Raw genomic sequence first — 16,447 nt, forward strand, 5'->3', positions numbered from 1 at the left:
CCGACCGTAACGTCCGGCTCGGACAAAATCGGGATCGGCAGCGGAGCGTGTGGATAATCCGGCCTCTCGGCGGTCTGTGTAGAAGCTTAGCCGGATCCGAATACACTTTCGAACATATCGGGGTTTTCTGCCGGGCGTGTCCGCTCAGCTTCGCGGCTCGCGGTCCTTGCCCCAGCGCCGCTCCTGCGGAACGTCTTGAATATCGCAGACGGCGAGCCACACCGATTTCGGCGGAATTCCTGCAGCCAACGCTTCGGCGGCGGTCCGGCCGCCGAGCTGTCCCAGCACCAAATCCGCGGCGAGGACATGCGAATAGGCAGAACCGAATTCATCGTCCATCAATCGCCAGAAGTCACTGATTCGCACGCGTACATCTTCTCATGTGTCCGGCTGACGCGACCGGCCGGCATCGAGATTCCTTCGACCCTGCAATCGGCCTGCGACGCGTCCGCGCGGGATCGCTGCGCCGACGCCGGCGCTCATTAGAATAAGGCCATGACAGACCATGCCACAGGCAGCGAAGATGCAGGGTTCGATACGGCCATCGAAGCACTTGAACGGCAGTTGAGCTTGCTCTGGCGCCGGGCCAGGGCGAACTCCCACCGGGTGGCGCGGACCGTGCACCCGGACATGGAACCGGCAGCCTACGGACTTCTGCTGATCCTCCAGCGGGAGCATTCGTTGCGGCTCACGGAACTCGCCGCGGCCATCGGCGTCGGCAAACCGTCGGTCAGCCGCCAGATTGCCATGCTCGAGCAGTTGGGTTTGGTGGGCAAGCAGGCGGATCCCTTGGACGGGCGGGCCCAGTCGATCACCCTGACGCCCGCAGGGTTGGAGAAACTGGCCGAGGCACAGGCTGCCCGCAAGATCGCCTTTCACGAGCGCCTTGGCGACTGGTCCGTCGAAGACCTGTCCACGCTGGGACAGCTGCTGGACCGGCTGAATGCCTCCTACGCCAACGAGCCGCCGGTCCACTAAAGGGCAGCGATCCGAACGGGCACCGCGGACACAAAGAAACGGGCCGGCTCCGCCACAGCGGCGGAACCGGCCCGTTAGGGTCTTTGATCAGTACCGGGCGGAAGCCAAACCGCGGAGTTCCTCCGGCAGCTCGTCCGGAATGTCGCCGACAAACTCACGCGAGAGTTCCTGCGGGACGGTGTCGGGAATGACCACACCCTCGGCCTCTGCGACCCGGTCGCTCACTTCCCGCAGCATGTGCGACAGGGGAACGTCCAGGGCCGAGCAAATCGAGGACAGCAGTTCAGACGACGCTTCCTTCTGGCCGCGTTCGACTTCGCTCAGGTAGCCAAGGGAAACGCGGGCGCTGTGCGACACTTCACGCAGGGTTCGTCCCTGCCGCTGCCGGACATCACGGAGGACATCGCCAATTTCGTGTCGCAACACTACCATTTTGCGCTCCTTCTGCTCCCTGCGGGGTTCTTCGGCCAATCCCACATCACGCCAACGGACAACACCGTTTACGGACACGGGCTGCTTTACCATCTGTATCGCCTTGCTCCCTCTTAAGGTGGGCGGCCTCTGCCGCTGTTTCCAAGCCTAGGCCAACAACCTAACAGCTGCTGACACCTTTGATAACTACTGAATCAATATTTTTGTTCCCCGGAATCCACGATCCGGACAAAACCGCCGCCTCGTCGTCGACCGCCCGGCCCAGTTCCCTGATGGCGGCTTCGCAGGCCTGCTGCCGGATCCGGGCGCGGTCGCCGTCGAAGTGGAATTCTATGGCCCACGTTCCGTGCGGGGCGGCGATGCCGATCCACACCGTCCCCACGTCCCTGCCGCCGTGCGGTTCCGGTCCGGCCACCCCGGTGGTGGACACCGCAATGTCCGCCTGCAGGACGCGCCTGGCACCCTCGGCCATCTGGCAGGCCACGGCTTCGGTGACCGCGCCCTCGCGCGCCAACAGCTCCGCGTCGACGCCGAGCACGGCCGCCTTGATCTGGCTCTGGTAGGACACGACGCCGCCCTGAAGCGTGCCCGACGCCCCGGGGATGGTGGCCAATTCGGCCGCCACCATGCCGGCAGTCAACGATTCGGCCGTGGCCACCGTCAGTTTCCGGGCGATGGCTGCGGCCACAACGGCCGCGGCCTGTGTGGTCTTCATCGCTGGCCCTCGGTCCCCGCGAGGGAAGCGCGGCGCAACTTCACAGCCTTCACAACATAGTCGACGCCGGTCACCACGGTGACGACGACGGCCAACATCATGACGGCAAAGGCCACCCACACGGCCCAGGGTCCCAGCCAGGATTCCAGCGGAAGCAGGTAGAGGAAGATGGCCAGCGTCTGGAGGACGGTCTTCAGTTTGCCGCCGCGCGAGGCCGGCATGACCCCGTAACGAATCACCACGAAACGCAGCAAGGTGATGCCCAACTCCCGGACCAGGATGACGATGGTGATCCACCACGGCAGGTCACCCAACACCGAGAGCAAGATCAAGGCCGAACCGATCAGGAGCTTATCGGCGATCGGATCGGCGATCTTGCCGAAGTTGGTGATCAGGCCCCGGCTGCGGGCCAGATCGCCATCGAGCTTGTCCGTGTAGATCGCGACGGCGAAAACCAACACCGCCAGCCAACGGAACACTCCCCCTTCGCCGCCGTCAGCCAGAAGGAACCAGATGAAAAACGGAACCAGCAGGATCCGCACCGTCGTGAGGACGTTGGCGATGTTGAGCAGGGGCACGGGCCGGGACACTGAATCAGTCACACGTTCAAGGCTACCCGCCTGCCGGATGGCTGCAGCCGCCGGCCGCCGCGGGCAGCCCCGCGGACGTCACCTCCCGGTCAGGTTCCAGGCGTCCTCGGACCCGGCATCGTCCTCGTCGCCGTCGTAATAGTCCACCGCCTGCGGCCGGGACTCGAGGTCCTCGGCAACCAAATCGCGCGGACCCTCGAACCCATGGTTGGCATTGGCATTGTCCGCCAGCGCCTCGGTCAGCGCGTCGGCGCTCCCGGACTCGCCGGGGCCGGCGGCCGCCGGTTCATCGCCCCGGATGGCCGCCAGCGTCGCCGCGAGATCGTCCGGCTTGACTAGCACGTCGCGTGCCTTGGAACCCTCGGACGGACCGACCACTCCCCTGGATTCGAGCAGGTCCATCAGGCGGCCGGCCTTGGCAAACCCGACGCGCAGTTTCCGCTGAAGCATCGAGGTTGAACCGAACTGCGTGGTGACCACCAGTTCGGTCGCCTGCAGCAGCACGTCGAGATCGTCGCCGATGTCGTCGTCGATCTGCTTCTTCGGCGCCTCCACTGCGACGTCGTCGCGGTAGACCGCCTGCAATTGCCCCTTGACGTGTTCTACCACCCGGTGGATTTCCGACTCGGAAACCCAGGCGCCCTGCACGCGCATTGGCTTGCTGGCGCCCATCGGCAGGAACAACGCGTCACCCTGGCCAATCAGCTTCTCCGCGCCGGGCTGGTCCAGCACCACGCGGGAGTCGGTCACCGACGAGGTGGCGAAGGCCATCCGCGACGGGACGTTGGCCTTGATCAGGCCGGTCACCACATCCACCGAGGGCCGCTGGGTGGCCAGCACCAAGTGGATGCCGGCGGCACGGGCCAGCTGGGTGATGCGGACAATCGAGTCTTCGACGTCCCGCGGGGCCACCATCATCAGGTCCGCGAGCTCGTCCACGATCACCAGCAGATACGGATACGGCTTGACTACCCGTTTGGAGCCGGCCGGCGGGACCACCTTGCCGTTGCGCACGGCCTTGTTGAAATCATCGATGTGCTTGAAGCCGAAGTTGGCCAGGTCGTCGTAGCGCGTGTCCATCTCGCGGACCACCCACTGCAGCGCCTCGGCGGCCTTCTTCGGGTTAGTGATGATCGGTGTGATCAGGTGCGGAACGCCCTCGTACGCGGTCAGCTCCACCCGCTTGGGGTCCACCATGACCATCCGCACCTCGTCTGGCGTGGACCGCATCAGGATGGAGGTGATCATCGAGTTCACGAACGAGGACTTGCCCGCACCGGTGGCACCGGCGACGAGCAGGTGCGGCATCTTGGCCAAGTTGGCCAGCACGAAGCCGCCCTCCACGTCCTTGCCCACGCCCATGACCATGGGGTGTTCGGTCTTGCGGGCGTTGTTCGACCGCAGCACGTCGCCCAGGGATACCGTCTCGCGGTCAGTGTTCGGGATCTCGATGCCGATGGCAGACTTGCCGGGGATCGGCGAGAGGATGCGGACATCGGAGCTGGCCACGGCGTAGGAAATGTTCTTGGACAGCGCCGTGACGCGCTCCACCTTGGTCCCCGGCGACAGCTCGATTTCGTAGCGCGTCACCGTCGGCCCGCGGGAGAACCCGGTGACCTTCGCCTCGACCTTGAACTGGTCCAGCGTCTCGGTCAGGGCATTGACGACGGCGTCGTTCGCCTCCGAGCGCTCCTTCGACGGCGGTCCGGGCGGCAGGAAATCGGACGGCGGCAGCGTGTACGCGACGTCACCGGCCAACTGCAGCTGCTCGGTGCGCTGCGGGATCGGGGTGGCCGGCGGCTGCGGCTGCACCGGATTGGACGGCACGGTGGGCGCGGCGGGTGCCGGCGGGGCGGCGGGCAGCACCGGCAGCGCTTCGGTGGCCCCTTCGGGGACCATTCCCTGGTCCCGCTTGATCTTTTCGACGGCCAGTTCGGCCTGCGTGGGCCGGCGCACTCCCGGCGGCACCGCCGGAGCCGCTTCCTCCGGTGCGGCTGATTCTTCGGGCTCTTTGTCCTCGATGACGGGGGTCTCGAACGCCTCGTCGAAGTAGAAGCCCTCCTCGTCGGCGCCGGCTTCTTCGGCCTTGCGCTTGCCGAAGAGCTTGCGGCGCGGTTTGCGTTCCTTGGCGGGAGCCTCATCGGCGTAGAGGTAGCTCTGGTCATGCCCGTCGCCCGGCTGGTATGGCGCCGCTTCGGCGGACGGGTCCTGGCCCATGAGTCGCTCGTAGAGCATCCGCAGGCGCATGGGAATGTGGCGGAACGGCGTGGCGGTCATGATCAGGATGCTGGTGAAGGCCAGCAGCCCGAAGACGGCCACCGGCAGCCACAGGTTGACGGCCGCCAGCGGGGCCGCGAGCAGGAAGCCAGCCATCCCGCCGGCCGCCCACAACGCATCGAAGCCGTCCGCCAGGGCGGGCTGGCCGCCGATCACATGCGCGAGCCCGGAGCCCGAGGCAAGGAACAGGATCAGGCCAATGGAGATGCGGCTGTTGGCCGGGGAGTCTTCCGGGTGGCGCATCAGGCGCACCGCCATGATCAGCAGCAGCACCGGCAGCACCAGAGCCATCCAGCCGAAGGTTCCGCCGGCCACGGCGTGCACCACGTCCCCGAACCAGCCGTCCAGGGCCCACCACTCCACGGTGGCGACGCAGGCGGCCAGGAGCAGCAGGAAGAAACCGGTGCCGTCGCGGCGCAACTCGTGGTCGGGCCGCACATCGGGACCCAGCTTCCGGACGCCCGCGGCCACCGGACGGGCCAGGCTCATCCACAGCCCGTGGATCATCCGCGGCAGCAGCGGCAGCTGCTCCTCCTGGGGCTGCACATCGAGCACCTTGGTCTTGCTGGAACGCCCCGACGAGGAGCGCGCAGCAGTGCCTGTACCCTTACCGCGCGACTGCTGGGTGCCTTTTCGGGCAGGGGAAGTACGAGTCGCCATAGTCGCAAGGTTACCGGCTGAACCCGCTCATCCGCGGGATTTGGCCCGCATGGATCCACTGCGCCGGAGAAGGGGTCAGGCCTCCAGGACCACCGGGACGATCATCGGCCGGCGGCGGTGCCGCTTGTTCACCCACGTGCCAATCACCCGGCGTACCACCTGCTGCAGCTGGTACGTGGTGTGGTCCGTGTTGTTGACCACTGCCTCTTCGAGCGCGCTGATGATCTTCGGCTTGATGTCGTCGAAGACCGAATCGTCCTCGGCGAACCCGCGGGCATGAATTTCCGGTCCGGAGACAATTTGGCCGGTGCTGCGGTTGACCACCGTGATCACGGAGATGAAACCCTCTTCGCCCAGGATCCGGCGGTCCTTGAGGTCCGCGTCGGTGATCTCGCCAATGCTCGATCCGTCCACGTACACGTATCCGCATTCGATCTGGCCGACAATCCGTGCGGTGCCGTCCTTCAGGTCGATGACCGATCCGTCGTCCGCCAGCAAGACGTTTTCCGCCGGCACACCGGTCTGTTCGGCCAGCCGCCCGTTGGCAATCAGGTGGCGGGTCTCGCCGTGCACCGGCAGGGCGTTCTTGGGCCGCAGGATGTTGTAGCAGTACAGCAGCTCGCCGGCCGCGGCGTGGCCGGACACGTGGACCTTGGCGTTGCCCTTGTGGATGACCTCCGCGCCGAGCTTCAACAGGCCGTTGATGACCCGGAAGACGGCGTTTTCGTTGCCCGGGATCAGCGAGGACGCCAGGATCACTGTGTCCCCCTTGCCGACCTGGATGCGGTGGTCCCCATTGGCCATCCGTGACAGGGCGGCCATGGGCTCGCCCTGCGATCCGGTGGACATCAGCACGATCCGGTCGTCCGGGAAGTCCTCCACGTTCTTCAGGTCCACCAGGATGCCCTCGGGAACATTCAGGAAGCCCAGTTTGGCGGCGATGTTCATGTTCCGCACCATGGAGCGGCCCACGAAGGCCACGTGCCTGCCGTGGGCGGCAGCGGCGTCGAGCACCTGCTGGACGCGGTGGATGTGGGAGGAAAACGAGGCGACGATGATGCGTTTCTGCACCTGGCCGAAGAGGCGCTCCAGCACCGGGCCGATTTCCTTCTCCGCGGTGGTGAAGCCGGGGATGTCTGCGTTGGTGGAGTCGGCCATGAACAGGTCCACGCCCTCCTCGCCGAGGCGGGCGAAAGCGCGCAGGTCGGTGATCCGCCCGTCCAGCGGCAGCTGGTCCATCTTGAAGTCGCCGGTGTGCAGGACCGTGCCGGCAGCGGTCCGGAGGAAGACCGCCAGCGCGTCCGGGATGGAGTGGTTGACCGCCACGAATTCGCATTCGAAGGGCCCGAACTGCTCGATTTGGCCTTCGGCGACGGTGAGGGTGTAGGGCGTGATCCGGTGTTCGGCCAGCTTGGCCTCGACCAGGGCCAGGGTCAGCTGGGAGCCGATCAGCGGAATGTCCTGCCGCATCCGCAACAGGTACGGGACGGCACCGATGTGGTCCTCGTGCCCGTGGGTGAGGACCACGCCGACGACGTCATCGAGCCGGTCCTCAATGTAGGAGAAGTCCGGCAGGATCAAGTCCACCCCGGGCTGGTGCTCTTCCGGGAACAGCACACCGCAGTCGACCACCAGCAATTTCGAGTCGATCTCGAAGACCGCCATATTGCGGCCGATCTCCCCGAGTCCGCCGAGCGGAACAATCCGGAGCGTGCCCGGTTCGAGGCTGGGCGGGGTTCGGAGTTGGGTCAGCGTGGACTGGCTCATCGGGCGTTCAGGGCCTCCAGTGTCCAGCCGGCCTCCGTCAGGTCCGCGCGGATGGGCGCGAGCTCGGCCTCGGACGGTTCCACCAGCGGCAGCCGGACCACCGAGTTGGGCAGGACGCCCTGCCACTTCAGGACCTGCTTGGCGGCGACGGCGCCCTGCACGTGGGTCATCACGGCCCGGATGACCGGGTCCAACTCGAAATGGAGCCGGCGCGCGGTGGCGAAGTCCCCCGCCAGTGCGGCATCAACCAGCTCGCGGAACTGCCGGGTTGCGACGTGGGCGGTCACGCTCACCACGCCGACGGCTCCGGCTGCCATCAGCGGCAGGGTCAGTCCGTCGTCGCCCGAGTAGACGTCCAGGTCCGTGTTGGCCAGGACGCGGGTGGTCTCGCCGTAGTCCGCCTTGGCGTCCTTGAGCGCCACGACGAGCGGGTGCTCGGCCAACCGGATCAGGGTGTCCGTCTCGATCGAGATGCCTGCGCGGCCGGGGATGTCGTAGACCATGACCGGCAGGCCGATCGCGGAGGCGATGGTTTCGATATGGGCCTGGACGCCCGCCTGGCTCGGCTTGTTGTAGTACGGGGCGGTGATGAGCAGTCCGTCCACTCCGACGGCGGCGGCACGCCGGGACAGGCTGATGGAATGGCGCGTGTCGTTGGTGGTCGACCCGGCAATGACCTTGGCCCGTCCACCGACCGCCTCGACGACCGTGCGGAACATCGCTTCGTTCTCGGCGTCGGTCAGCGTTGATGTTTCGCCGGTGGTGCCGGTGACGACGAGTCCGTCGCAGCCGTCCTGGACCAGTTTGTCCGCCAATTCGGCGGTTTTCAGGTAGTCCACCTCGCCCTCCTCGGTGAAGGGGGTGACCATTGCGGTGACCAGGGTGCCGAAGGGATACTCACGAACGTCAGACTCAGCCATAGGGAAAACGTTACCGTGTCCGGAGGCGGTATCAGGCAACGGTGTCAACGGTGCGCGTGGGCCCGTTCCAGGAAACCCGTCAACAGCGCAGTCACGTCTTCCTGGGCGGACAGGCAGCTGGCGTGGTCCAAACCGTGCAATTCGGCAAAGTGTCCGTCCGGCAGCAGGGCGGCGGCCTGGCGCGATTCCTCGGCCCGGGGGTGGTCCTTGCTGCCGGCGATCAGCAGGACCGGCAACTGGATCTGCTGGACCACGCGCGGATCGAGTCCCGGCAACTCTTCGCCGGCGCGGAAGTAGGCTGCCAGCGCCGCCGGGTCGTTCGCCAGGAAGGCCTGCCGGGTGGCCGGGTCCACCGCCCCGGTGCGGCGATCGTTCCAGCGGCGGAGGAACTCCTCCATGCCGCCCGTCTCGAGCGCGTCCAGGTAGTCGGGAAAGAAGAGTTTGCCGACCTGGCCGGCCATGCTCCGGTGGGTCCCGCCGAGCATGGTGAGCGAACGCAGGCGATGCTGCCGGGAGGCGGCCATCGCCAGCCCGACCCGTGCGCCAAAGGAGTAGCCGAAGTAATGCACGCTCTGCAGCCCGCTGGCGTCCAGCACCGCTTCGACGTCGCCCATAAAGCGCTCCATGGTGTAGGCCTCATCGTTGTGCGGTTTGTCACTGCGACCATGTCCGCGCATGTCCAGCGAGACCACCCGGTAACGCGGTTTGAGGGCGCGCTGGTAGCCCAGTCCCCGCCAGGCAGCCTTGGACAACGCCGTTCCGTGGACCAACAGCAGCGGTTCGCCGCTGCCGGTGTCCTCGAAAGCCAGCCTCACGCCGTCGTACTCGTTGACAGCGAATCCCATCATGGCCGCTCCCCGGCCGCCGGAGAACAGTGTGTGAAGGTGTCCATTCCCTCACGGTATCGCGTGCCGGCCGCTGAACTTTCCCACCGGTCCTCCGGCCGGCTGTGAGAATATCTGTGCATGCCCTCTGCTTCCACCGGCCGCCGGATCGCCGGAATCGACGCCGCCCGCGGCATCGCCCTGCTGGGCATGATGGCTACCCACATCTTTGCGCCGTGGACTGCCGGGACGAATCCGGAGCCGAATTTCGTTGGCCTGGTGTTGTCAGGTCGGTCCTCGGCGCTGTTCGCGGTCCTGGCCGGAGTGGGGCTGGCACTGCTGACCGGCGGCAGCCGCGGCCACCAGGGCGGCAGCCTGGCCGCGGACCGCGGCGGCATCGCCGTGCGCGCCCTGCTGATCGCGACCGTCGGCATGATGCTGGGCACGCTGGAAGTGAACGTTGCGGTGATCCTGGTCCACTATGCCGTGCTGTTCCTGTGTGCGCTGCCGTTCCTGCAGCTGCGCCGCCGGGTGCTGGCGCTCTGGGCCGCCGGGTGGATCATCCTCTCCCCGGTGCTGGCGCACCTGCTGCGCCCCGTGGCGGAAGCTGCCGTGGACCCGGCCGAGCTGGGCCACAACCCCATGGTCTATGACCTGCTGACGCCGGCCACGCTGCTCAGCGACCTTTTCCTGACCGGCTATTACCCGGTGGTGCAGTGGCTTGGCTATCTGCTCGCCGGGTTGCTGATCGGCCGGCTGGAACTGCAGCGCACCGGCGTGCAGCTGGGACTGCTGGCCGGGGGCGCGGTGCTGGCGGTGGCGGCCAAAGCCGGCTCCTGGTTGGTGATGGACCGGCTGGGCGGTTATGCCGAAGTAGCAGCCACCGAGTCGGCACAACGGGCAGACTTCGATCTGGTGTACCAAGTGAACATGAGCTGGATCGAGCAGCGCGGTTCGTGGTGGTGGCTGGGCGGCTCATCACCGCACTCCGGAACGAGCTTCGATTTGCTGCACACGGTAGGCACCTCGGCTGTGGTGCTGGCGGCCTGCCTGCTGCTGACCTCGCGGCTGCCGTGGCTGCTGCTGCCGCTCTCGGGCGCCGGCGCCATGACCCTGACGCTCTACTCCGCCCATGTCTGGGTCCTCAGCACGCTGCCCCCTACCGCCCCGGATCTGCCGGTGTACCTGTGGCAGGCGGTTGCGGCGATGGTCATCGGGATGGTCTTCCACGCCCTGGGCTGGCGCGGACCGTTCGAGCTGGTGATCTCCACCGCGTCCCGGCTCACCCGCGATGCGCTCAAGCCGACCGGCAGCCGGTCCCGCTGAGCACTCAGCTCAGGAGCGGCTGAGTCCGATCGCGTGGCGCATCGACTCGCGGGCGCGCTTGCGGTCGCCGGCCGCGTCGTAGGCGCAGGAGAGGCGGAACCAGCTGCGCCAGTCCTCCGGCGCTGCCTCGGCCTCGGCTTTGTACTTGAGGAACTCCTGGTCCGCTGCCTCCCGGACAATCCGCCCGCCGGGCGTGCGCGGCAGGTTGTCCACGGGCAGGCCGCCTTCGGCTTCCAGCGTCCGGGCCAGCTTGGACATCCGCGAGCCGAACAGCAATTCCCGGCTCAGCGCCCAGGCGCCGATGACCGGCAGGATCACCAGGGCGACGCCCAGTCCTTTGGCCACGAGGTCCGGTTCGCTGAGCATCAGCCAAGCCCGCTGCAGGGTGGCTATCAGATAGCCCACCAGCAGGACGATGATCACACCGACCCAGATTTTTGCTCCGTGCCGGGTGTACCAGCCGACGCCGCCGTTGCCGCCGTCGGGCACGCCTGCCGTTTCTTCAGTGTTGCTCATGAAAGTTCCAGGTACCCGTCCAGTCCGTAGGTCAGTCCGGGCCGCCCTGTGACGGCCCGGACGCCCAGCAATACGCCGGGCATGAAAGAGGCGCGGTCGAACGAATCGTGCCGGATGGTGAGCTGTTCGCCCGGGCCGCCGAGCAGCACCTCCTGGTGCGCCACCAGGCCGCGCAGCCGCACGCTGTGCACGCGCACGCCGTCCACATCCGCCCCGCGGGCACCGTCCAGCGCCTTGGTGGTGGCGTCCGGGCCGGCGGGAACGTCGGCCGCGTCGCGGGCGGCCGCCACCAGCTGCGCGGTGCGGATGGCGGTGCCGGAGGGTGCATCCACCTTGTCCGGGTGGTGCAGTTCGATGATTTCCACCGATTCGAAGTACTTGGCCGCCGTGGCGGCGAACGAGGATGCCAGCACCGAGCCGAGCGCGAAGTTGGGCGCGATCAGTACGCCCGTCCCGGGGTGCTGCTCCAGCAGCTGCGCCAGCGAGGCGCGCTTGGCTTCGTCCCAGCCGGTGGTGCCGACCACTGCATGCATGCCGTGTTCGACGGCGAACCGGACGTTGGCTTCGGTGTTCTCCGGTGTGGTCAGGTCCACCACCACCTGGGCTCCGGCGGAGACCAGTTCGTCGAGGGAGTCGCCGCGCTTCAGCGCGGCCACCAGTTCCAGGTCAGGGGCGGACTCGATGGCCGTGACGGCCTCGCTCCCCATCCGTCCGCCGGCGCCCAGCACGGCCACCGCAAGTTGCTCAGTCATGCCCTCCAGCGTATCGCTACTGCCCGATGCCGACCCATTCGGTGCTGCCGTCGGCGAAGTGCTGTTCCTTCCACACGGGAACCTCTTCCTTGATCCGGTCCACCAGTTCCGAGCAGGCGGCAAAGGCCGCGGCGCGGTGTGCCGACGCGACGGCGGCCACCAGGGCAGGATCGCCGATCGCCAGCGGGCCGGTGCGGTGCGCCACCCAGATCCGGACGCCGTCGTGCTCCGCGGCGATCCGGCCGGCGACCTCCGCGATCACGCGTTGGGCGCTGGGGTGGGCCGAGTAGGACAGCGCAGCCACGGCCTGTCCGCCGTCGTGATTGCGGACCACTCCGCTGAAGCTGACCACGGCACCGCATTCGGCCGAATCCACCGCGGCCGTCGCTTCGGCGACGTCGATTGCGTCACCGGTCACCGCCGCATACAACACCGTGCTGGTCATGGTTGTCCTTCCGTCCGCCGCGTGCTTCCAGTATCCCCCGGCCCCGCATGGCCGGCGTCGGTGTTCCCCTCCAACTGGGCGCAGATGTGGCCGATCAGCGGGTCCAGCGCGGCCAGGCCGTCGCGCACTCCGCCGGGCGACCCGGGCAGGTTGACCACGAAAGTGGATCCGGCGGTGCCGGCCACGCCCCTGCTCAGCGCCGCCAGCGGCGTCTTGGCGCGTCCGTAGGCGCGGATGGCTTCCATCACGCCCGGCAAATCGCGTTCCAGCACGACGGCGGTGATCTCCGGGGTGCGGTCGTCGGCAGCCAGTCCGGTTCCTCCGCTGGTGACGATGACGCGGGGCCCCGCGGCCAGCATCTTTTGCAGCACGCGGCGGACGGGCTCGCCGTCGGCGACGATTTGCGGCACCCCGGCGGCCAGGCCGTGGCCGGCCAGCCATTCGGAAATCAGCGGCGCGCATTCGTCCTCGTAGGCTCCGGCCGCGGCGCGGGTGGAGGCGATGATGATGCCGGCGGTCCTCGCGCTCACAGCGCCCAGTCCCCGCTCTTGCCTCCGGATTTGGCCAGCACCTTGATGTCGGAGATCACCGCGTGCTTGTCCACCGCCTTGACCATGTCATACAGGCTGAGCGCCGCCACCGAGGCGGCCGTCAGCGCCTCCATCTCGACGCCGGTGACGGAACGGGTTTTGACCGTCGCTTCAATCCGCACGGAGTCCGCCGCCGGGAAGAAGTCCACGGTGACCTTGCTGATCGGCAGCGGGTGGCACAGCGGAATCAGTTGCGGTGTCTGCTTGGCCGCCATAATGCCGGCCACCCGGCTGACCGCCAGCGCATCGCCTTTCGGCAGCGAGCCGGCGGCCAGCAGTTCCACCACGTCGGAGCGGGTGGAGAGCACCGCCTGCGCGGTGGCCTGCCGGGTGGTTTCGTCTTTGCCGCTGACATCGATCATATGCGCCGTGCCGTCCTCGCGGACGTGGGTCAGTCGTTCTGCATCGCTCATAGCAGCCATATTTCCACGTCCTGGCCCGCTTCCGTGTGCTCGACCCCCGCGGGCAGGTGAACCAGCGCGTTGGATTGCGCCATTGCGTGCACCAGATGGGACTCCGCTCCGCCCACCAGCCGCACCCGGCCGCCGTCGTAATGGCCGCGCCGCACCTGATGCTTGGCCGCAGGCGAGTCGGCGGCTTCGGCCAGCGGGACCCGCAGCACCGTGCGCGGCGCCGGGGTGCCCAGCACGCTGGTCAGCGCCGGCCGCAGGAACATCTCGAAGGAGACCAGGCAGCTGACCGGGTTGCCAGGGAAGCCCAGGAACACGGCTCCGCCGATCCGGCCGGCGCCCTGCGGGCCGCCCGGTTGCATCGCCACCGGGGCAAAAGCCACGCCCTCGGGTTCGAGCGCCAGCCGGACCACTTCGAAGGCGCCCTTGGAGATGCCGCCGGAGGTCAGCACCAGATCCGCCCGCTGGCGGCGCAGCTCGGCATCGAGCAGGCCGCGGAACTCCGGCGCCGCATCAGCCAGGATCCGGCTCTCCACCACCTCGCAGCCGGCTTCGCGGAGCGAGGCCGCCAACATGGTGTTGTTGGCGTCGTAGATCTGTCCGGCGTCCAGCCGTCCGCCGGCGGCCACCACCTCGTCTCCGGTGCTCAGCAGCAGCACCCGCAGCCGCGGCCGCACGTCGGCCGTGGCCAGGCCCAAGGCCGCCAGGAGTCCCAGCTGCGGGGCCTTCAGCACTGTTCCGGCGGTCAACGCGAGGCTGCCGGCGGCAATGTCGCTGCCGACGGCGCGGATGAACCGCCCGGCCGGCGATTCCGGGAGCCTGACCGTGTGCCCGTCGCGTTCGGTCAGGAACGTGTCCGGCACCGCTTCCTCGATCGGGACGACGGCGTCCGCCCCCTCGGGCAGCATGGCTCCGGTCATGATCGGGGCGGCCGAGCCCGGCGGCAGCGCCGGCGCGGCATAGCCGGCGGGAATCGTCGCCGCCACGGCGAGGTCCGCCCCGCCGGAGGTTTCCGCGCTGCGGACCGCGTAGCCGTCCATCTGTGAGTTCGCGAACGGCGGCAGGCTCATCGGCGCCGCGACGTCGGCGGCCAGGACACGCCCGTAGGCCGCTTCAAGCGCCACTGACTCGGTGCCGGCGAGGCTGGCCCGTGCCGCATACCGGATCAGTTCCTCAACGTCGGCGCGGTGCTCGGCAACGCTCTTGGCCACGGGCCCTCCTTGTCGCGCAGATCAGACCGGCTGTGGCCATGGTGCCGCCAGATCCGGTCTGCCGCAGGTGCAGGTTCTGCTGCCATCCTAGGCGACGCTCCGGACGGTACGGCGCGGCCGGCGGCGTCACCTGGGATAGATCGATACCTCGGCGGCCTTGACCACAAAGTGCACCCGGTCCCCCGGCGCCAGCGACAGATCGGACACCGCAGCCGGTGTCACCTCGGCTGCCAGCCAGCCGGCCCGGACCGTGACCAGGCCGCCGTGCGGCACGAGTTCGGTCACGGTGGCCGCCACGGCGTTGCGCGGGCTGCCGGCCGGAAGATCGGTGAACAGCGCCACCGAGGCAGGGCGGAACGCGGCCGCGGCCAGGTCCCCGGGACGCAGTCCGGCCTCGGCATCGCCGCTCCAGTGCACCCCGTCGGCGTCCGTCAACCCGGATTCGGTGGCGGTCCCGGTGACCAGGTTGAGACCCGTCATCCCCGCGGCGAAGGAGCTGCGTGGCCGGGCAAACACCTCGCGCACCGGCCCCTGCTCGACGATCCGGCCGCCGTCCATCACCACCACCCGGTGGGCCAGCAACAGGGCGTCCAGCGGCTCATGGGTGACGATCACGGCCTTGCGTCCTGCCAACACTCTGCGCAGCAGCCTGCGCAACGCCGGCGCCGCGGTGATATCCAGCGCGGACATCGGCTCATCCAACAGCAGCAGCGCAGGTTCGGCGGCCAAGGCCCGGGCCACTGCAACGCGCTGCCCCTGGCCGCCGGAAAGCTCAGCCGGGCGGCGGCCCGCCAGCTCGGTGGCATCGAGTTCGGCCAGCCAATGGCGGGCGGTCTGATCGGCCGCGGCACGGGATGCGCCCCGGCTGCGCGGGCCGTAGGCAACATTCGCCTTGACGCTCAGGTGCGGAAACAGCAGCGGTTCCTGCGCCAGCAGACCGACGCCGCGCGCGTGGGCAGGCACCCAGCGGTCGGGCTGCCGCTGCCCGGCGCTGAAGAGCACGTTGCCGTCCAGCTGCGCCCGGCCCCAGGCGGGGCGCAGCAGGCCGGAGATCAAGCCGAGCAGCGTCGACTTGCCGGCACCGTTCGGGCCGAGCACGGCAACCGTTTCCCCGTCGGCAACGCTGAAGTCCGCCTCAAAGCCGCGGGACGGAAGCCGCACGGTCAGTTCCAGGCTCACCGGACACCCAGGGCCGGAACCCATCCGGCCCTGCGGTGCACCAGCGTGACCACCACGACGGCGACCACCACCAGCACCAGCGACAAAGCGACCGCGGCATCGGCATCGGTTTCGCGCTGCAGGTAGATCTCCAGCGGCAGCGTGCGGGTGACCCCCTGCAGGCTGCCGGCAAAAGTCAGCGTGGCCCCGAATTCGCCGAGGCAGCGGGCGAAGGACAAGACCGCTCCGGAGAGCAGCCCCGGCAGCACCAGCGGCAGCGTGACGGTGCGAAGGACGCGGGACGGCCGCGCGCCCAGAGTTGCCGCGGCGGCTTCATACCGGGTTCCCGCCGTGCGCAGCGCTCCCTCCAGGCTCAACACCAGGAACGGAAGCGCCACGAAGGTTTGCGCCAGCACCACGGCGGTGGTGGAAAAGGCAATCTGGAGTCCGAACGCCTCGAAGGTACTGCCCAGCAGCCCGCGCCGCCCGAAGGTGTACAGCAGGGCCAGGCCGCCGACCACTGGTGGCAGGACCAGCGGCAACAGCACCAGCGAACGGAGCACCTGCTGGCCCGGAAAGCTGCTGCGGGCCAGTACCAGTGCCATGGGGATGCCCAGCACGATGCACAAGGCCGTGCTGGCGGTGGCTGTCCGCAGGCTGAGGCCGAGCGCGGCCAGCGACGCCTCGGAGGTGACAAGCTGTGGAAACTCCTGCCAATTCACGCGGGCAGCCATCCCGGCCAGCGGCAGCAGGACGAAGATGGCGCCGGCTGCGGCCAGCGGATATACCCAGTACGGCACCGGAGCACGCACCGCTGTCGCCGTGTCCGGCACCGTGTTCACCCTGTCCGGCACCGCCGTCGTTGTAGCCATGGTC

18 protein-coding genes are annotated in these 16,447 nt (G+C 68.3%); 2 read left to right on the forward strand and 16 right to left on the reverse strand.

All coding sequences use genetic code 11. The annotated features are described in order from the left end of the window. Positions 1-144: 144 nt before the first annotated feature. Entirely contained in the window at positions 145-366 is a 222-nt protein-coding gene (locus MNQ99_RS12510; RefSeq protein WP_127511711.1) for a DUF3046 domain-containing protein, read from the reverse strand. Between the two features lie 129 nt (positions 367-495). On the opposite strand from MNQ99_RS12510, the gene MNQ99_RS12515 reads away from it, so the two are divergent. Continuing rightward, positions 496-978 carry a MarR family winged helix-turn-helix transcriptional regulator gene (locus MNQ99_RS12515; RefSeq protein WP_127511712.1) on the forward strand — a complete coding sequence of 161 codons (483 nt, stop codon included), beginning with the start codon at positions 496-498 and terminating at the stop codon, positions 976-978. Between the two features lie 87 nt (positions 979-1,065). Here MNQ99_RS12515 and MNQ99_RS12520 read toward each other — a convergent pair whose 3' ends face one another. From MNQ99_RS12520 to MNQ99_RS12550, 7 genes are all read right to left on the reverse strand, one after another. Then, on the reverse strand, positions 1,066-1,503 hold the full coding sequence (locus tag MNQ99_RS12520) for a helix-turn-helix domain-containing protein (RefSeq protein ID WP_127511713.1): 438 nt from the start codon (positions 1,501-1,503) through the stop codon (positions 1,066-1,068). A 67-nt stretch (positions 1,504-1,570) separates the two neighbouring features. Further along, complete coding sequence (locus tag MNQ99_RS12525; RefSeq protein ID WP_241913154.1) at positions 1,571-2,125, reverse strand: CinA family protein; 555 nt, start codon at positions 2,123-2,125, stop codon at positions 1,571-1,573. Next, a complete protein-coding gene (pgsA, locus tag MNQ99_RS12530; RefSeq protein WP_241913155.1) occupies positions 2,122-2,727 on the reverse strand; it encodes a CDP-diacylglycerol--glycerol-3-phosphate 3-phosphatidyltransferase in 606 nt (201 codons plus the stop codon). The genes MNQ99_RS12525 and pgsA overlap by 4 nt, the downstream gene beginning before the upstream one ends. 66 nt (positions 2,728-2,793) lie before the next feature. Further along, positions 2,794-5,652 (reverse strand): FtsK/SpoIIIE family DNA translocase, encoded by a 2,859-nt coding sequence (locus MNQ99_RS12535; RefSeq protein ID WP_241913156.1) that lies wholly within the window; start codon positions 5,650-5,652, stop codon positions 2,794-2,796. A gap of 75 nt (positions 5,653-5,727) precedes the next feature. Beyond that, positions 5,728-7,419, reverse strand: coding sequence for a ribonuclease J (locus MNQ99_RS12540; protein ID WP_241913157.1), 1,692 nt, complete (start codon positions 7,417-7,419; stop codon positions 5,728-5,730). Then, positions 7,416-8,339 (reverse strand): 4-hydroxy-tetrahydrodipicolinate synthase, encoded by a 924-nt coding sequence (dapA, locus tag MNQ99_RS12545; protein WP_241913158.1) that lies wholly within the window; start codon positions 8,337-8,339, stop codon positions 7,416-7,418. Before dapA ends, MNQ99_RS12540 begins: the two co-directional genes overlap by 4 nt. Positions 8,340-8,383: 44 nt before the next feature. Beyond that, a complete protein-coding gene (locus MNQ99_RS12550) occupies positions 8,384-9,187 on the reverse strand; it encodes an alpha/beta fold hydrolase (RefSeq protein WP_241913159.1) in 804 nt (267 codons plus the stop codon). Positions 9,188-9,304: 117 nt separating this feature from the next. Here MNQ99_RS12550 and MNQ99_RS12555 point away from each other — a divergent pair, with 117 nt between their 5' ends. Continuing rightward, positions 9,305-10,489, forward strand: a complete 1,185-nt coding sequence (locus MNQ99_RS12555; RefSeq protein ID WP_241913160.1) for a heparan-alpha-glucosaminide N-acetyltransferase domain-containing protein — start codon at positions 9,305-9,307, stop codon at positions 10,487-10,489. A 9-nt stretch (positions 10,490-10,498) separates the two neighbouring features. On the opposite strand, the gene MNQ99_RS12560 is transcribed toward MNQ99_RS12555, so the two are convergent. The 8 genes from MNQ99_RS12560 to MNQ99_RS12595 form a co-directional block, all read right to left on the reverse strand. Continuing rightward, the gene (locus MNQ99_RS12560) at positions 10,499-11,005 is read right to left on the reverse strand and encodes a tetratricopeptide repeat protein (RefSeq protein ID WP_241913161.1); all 507 of its coding nucleotides are present in this window, start codon (positions 11,003-11,005) and stop codon (positions 10,499-10,501) included. Beyond that, complete coding sequence (dapB, locus tag MNQ99_RS12565; RefSeq protein WP_241913162.1) at positions 11,002-11,757, reverse strand: 4-hydroxy-tetrahydrodipicolinate reductase; 756 nt, start codon at positions 11,755-11,757, stop codon at positions 11,002-11,004. The genes MNQ99_RS12560 and dapB overlap by 4 nt, the downstream gene beginning before the upstream one ends. Positions 11,758-11,773: 16 nt before the next feature. Continuing rightward, positions 11,774-12,202, reverse strand: a complete 429-nt coding sequence (locus MNQ99_RS12570; protein ID WP_127511721.1) for a molybdenum cofactor biosynthesis protein MoaE — start codon at positions 12,200-12,202, stop codon at positions 11,774-11,776. Beyond that, positions 12,199-12,732: a MogA/MoaB family molybdenum cofactor biosynthesis protein gene (locus tag MNQ99_RS12575; RefSeq protein ID WP_241913163.1), complete on the reverse strand. Its 534-nt coding sequence runs from the start codon at positions 12,730-12,732 to the stop codon at positions 12,199-12,201. The genes MNQ99_RS12570 and MNQ99_RS12575 overlap by 4 nt, the downstream gene beginning before the upstream one ends. After that, positions 12,729-13,205: a cyclic pyranopterin monophosphate synthase MoaC gene (moaC, locus tag MNQ99_RS12580; protein ID WP_422387459.1), complete on the reverse strand. Its 477-nt coding sequence runs from the start codon at positions 13,203-13,205 to the stop codon at positions 12,729-12,731. Before moaC ends, MNQ99_RS12575 begins: the two co-directional genes overlap by 4 nt. Then, positions 13,202-14,413 (reverse strand): molybdopterin molybdotransferase MoeA, encoded by a 1,212-nt coding sequence (locus MNQ99_RS12585; protein WP_241913165.1) that lies wholly within the window; start codon positions 14,411-14,413, stop codon positions 13,202-13,204. Before MNQ99_RS12585 ends, moaC begins: the two co-directional genes overlap by 4 nt. Before the next feature lie 126 nt (positions 14,414-14,539). Continuing rightward, a complete protein-coding gene (locus MNQ99_RS12590) occupies positions 14,540-15,592 on the reverse strand; it encodes a sulfate/molybdate ABC transporter ATP-binding protein (protein ID WP_241913166.1) in 1,053 nt (350 codons plus the stop codon). Then, positions 15,589-16,443 (reverse strand): ABC transporter permease, encoded by an 855-nt coding sequence (locus MNQ99_RS12595; protein ID WP_241913167.1) that lies wholly within the window; start codon positions 16,441-16,443, stop codon positions 15,589-15,591. Before MNQ99_RS12595 ends, MNQ99_RS12590 begins: the two co-directional genes overlap by 4 nt. Positions 16,444-16,447: the final 4 nt, after the last annotated feature.

The organism is Arthrobacter sulfonylureivorans, assembly GCF_022637435.1.
Classification (GTDB): Bacteria; Actinomycetota; Actinomycetes; order Actinomycetales; family Micrococcaceae; genus Crystallibacter; species Crystallibacter sulfonylureivorans.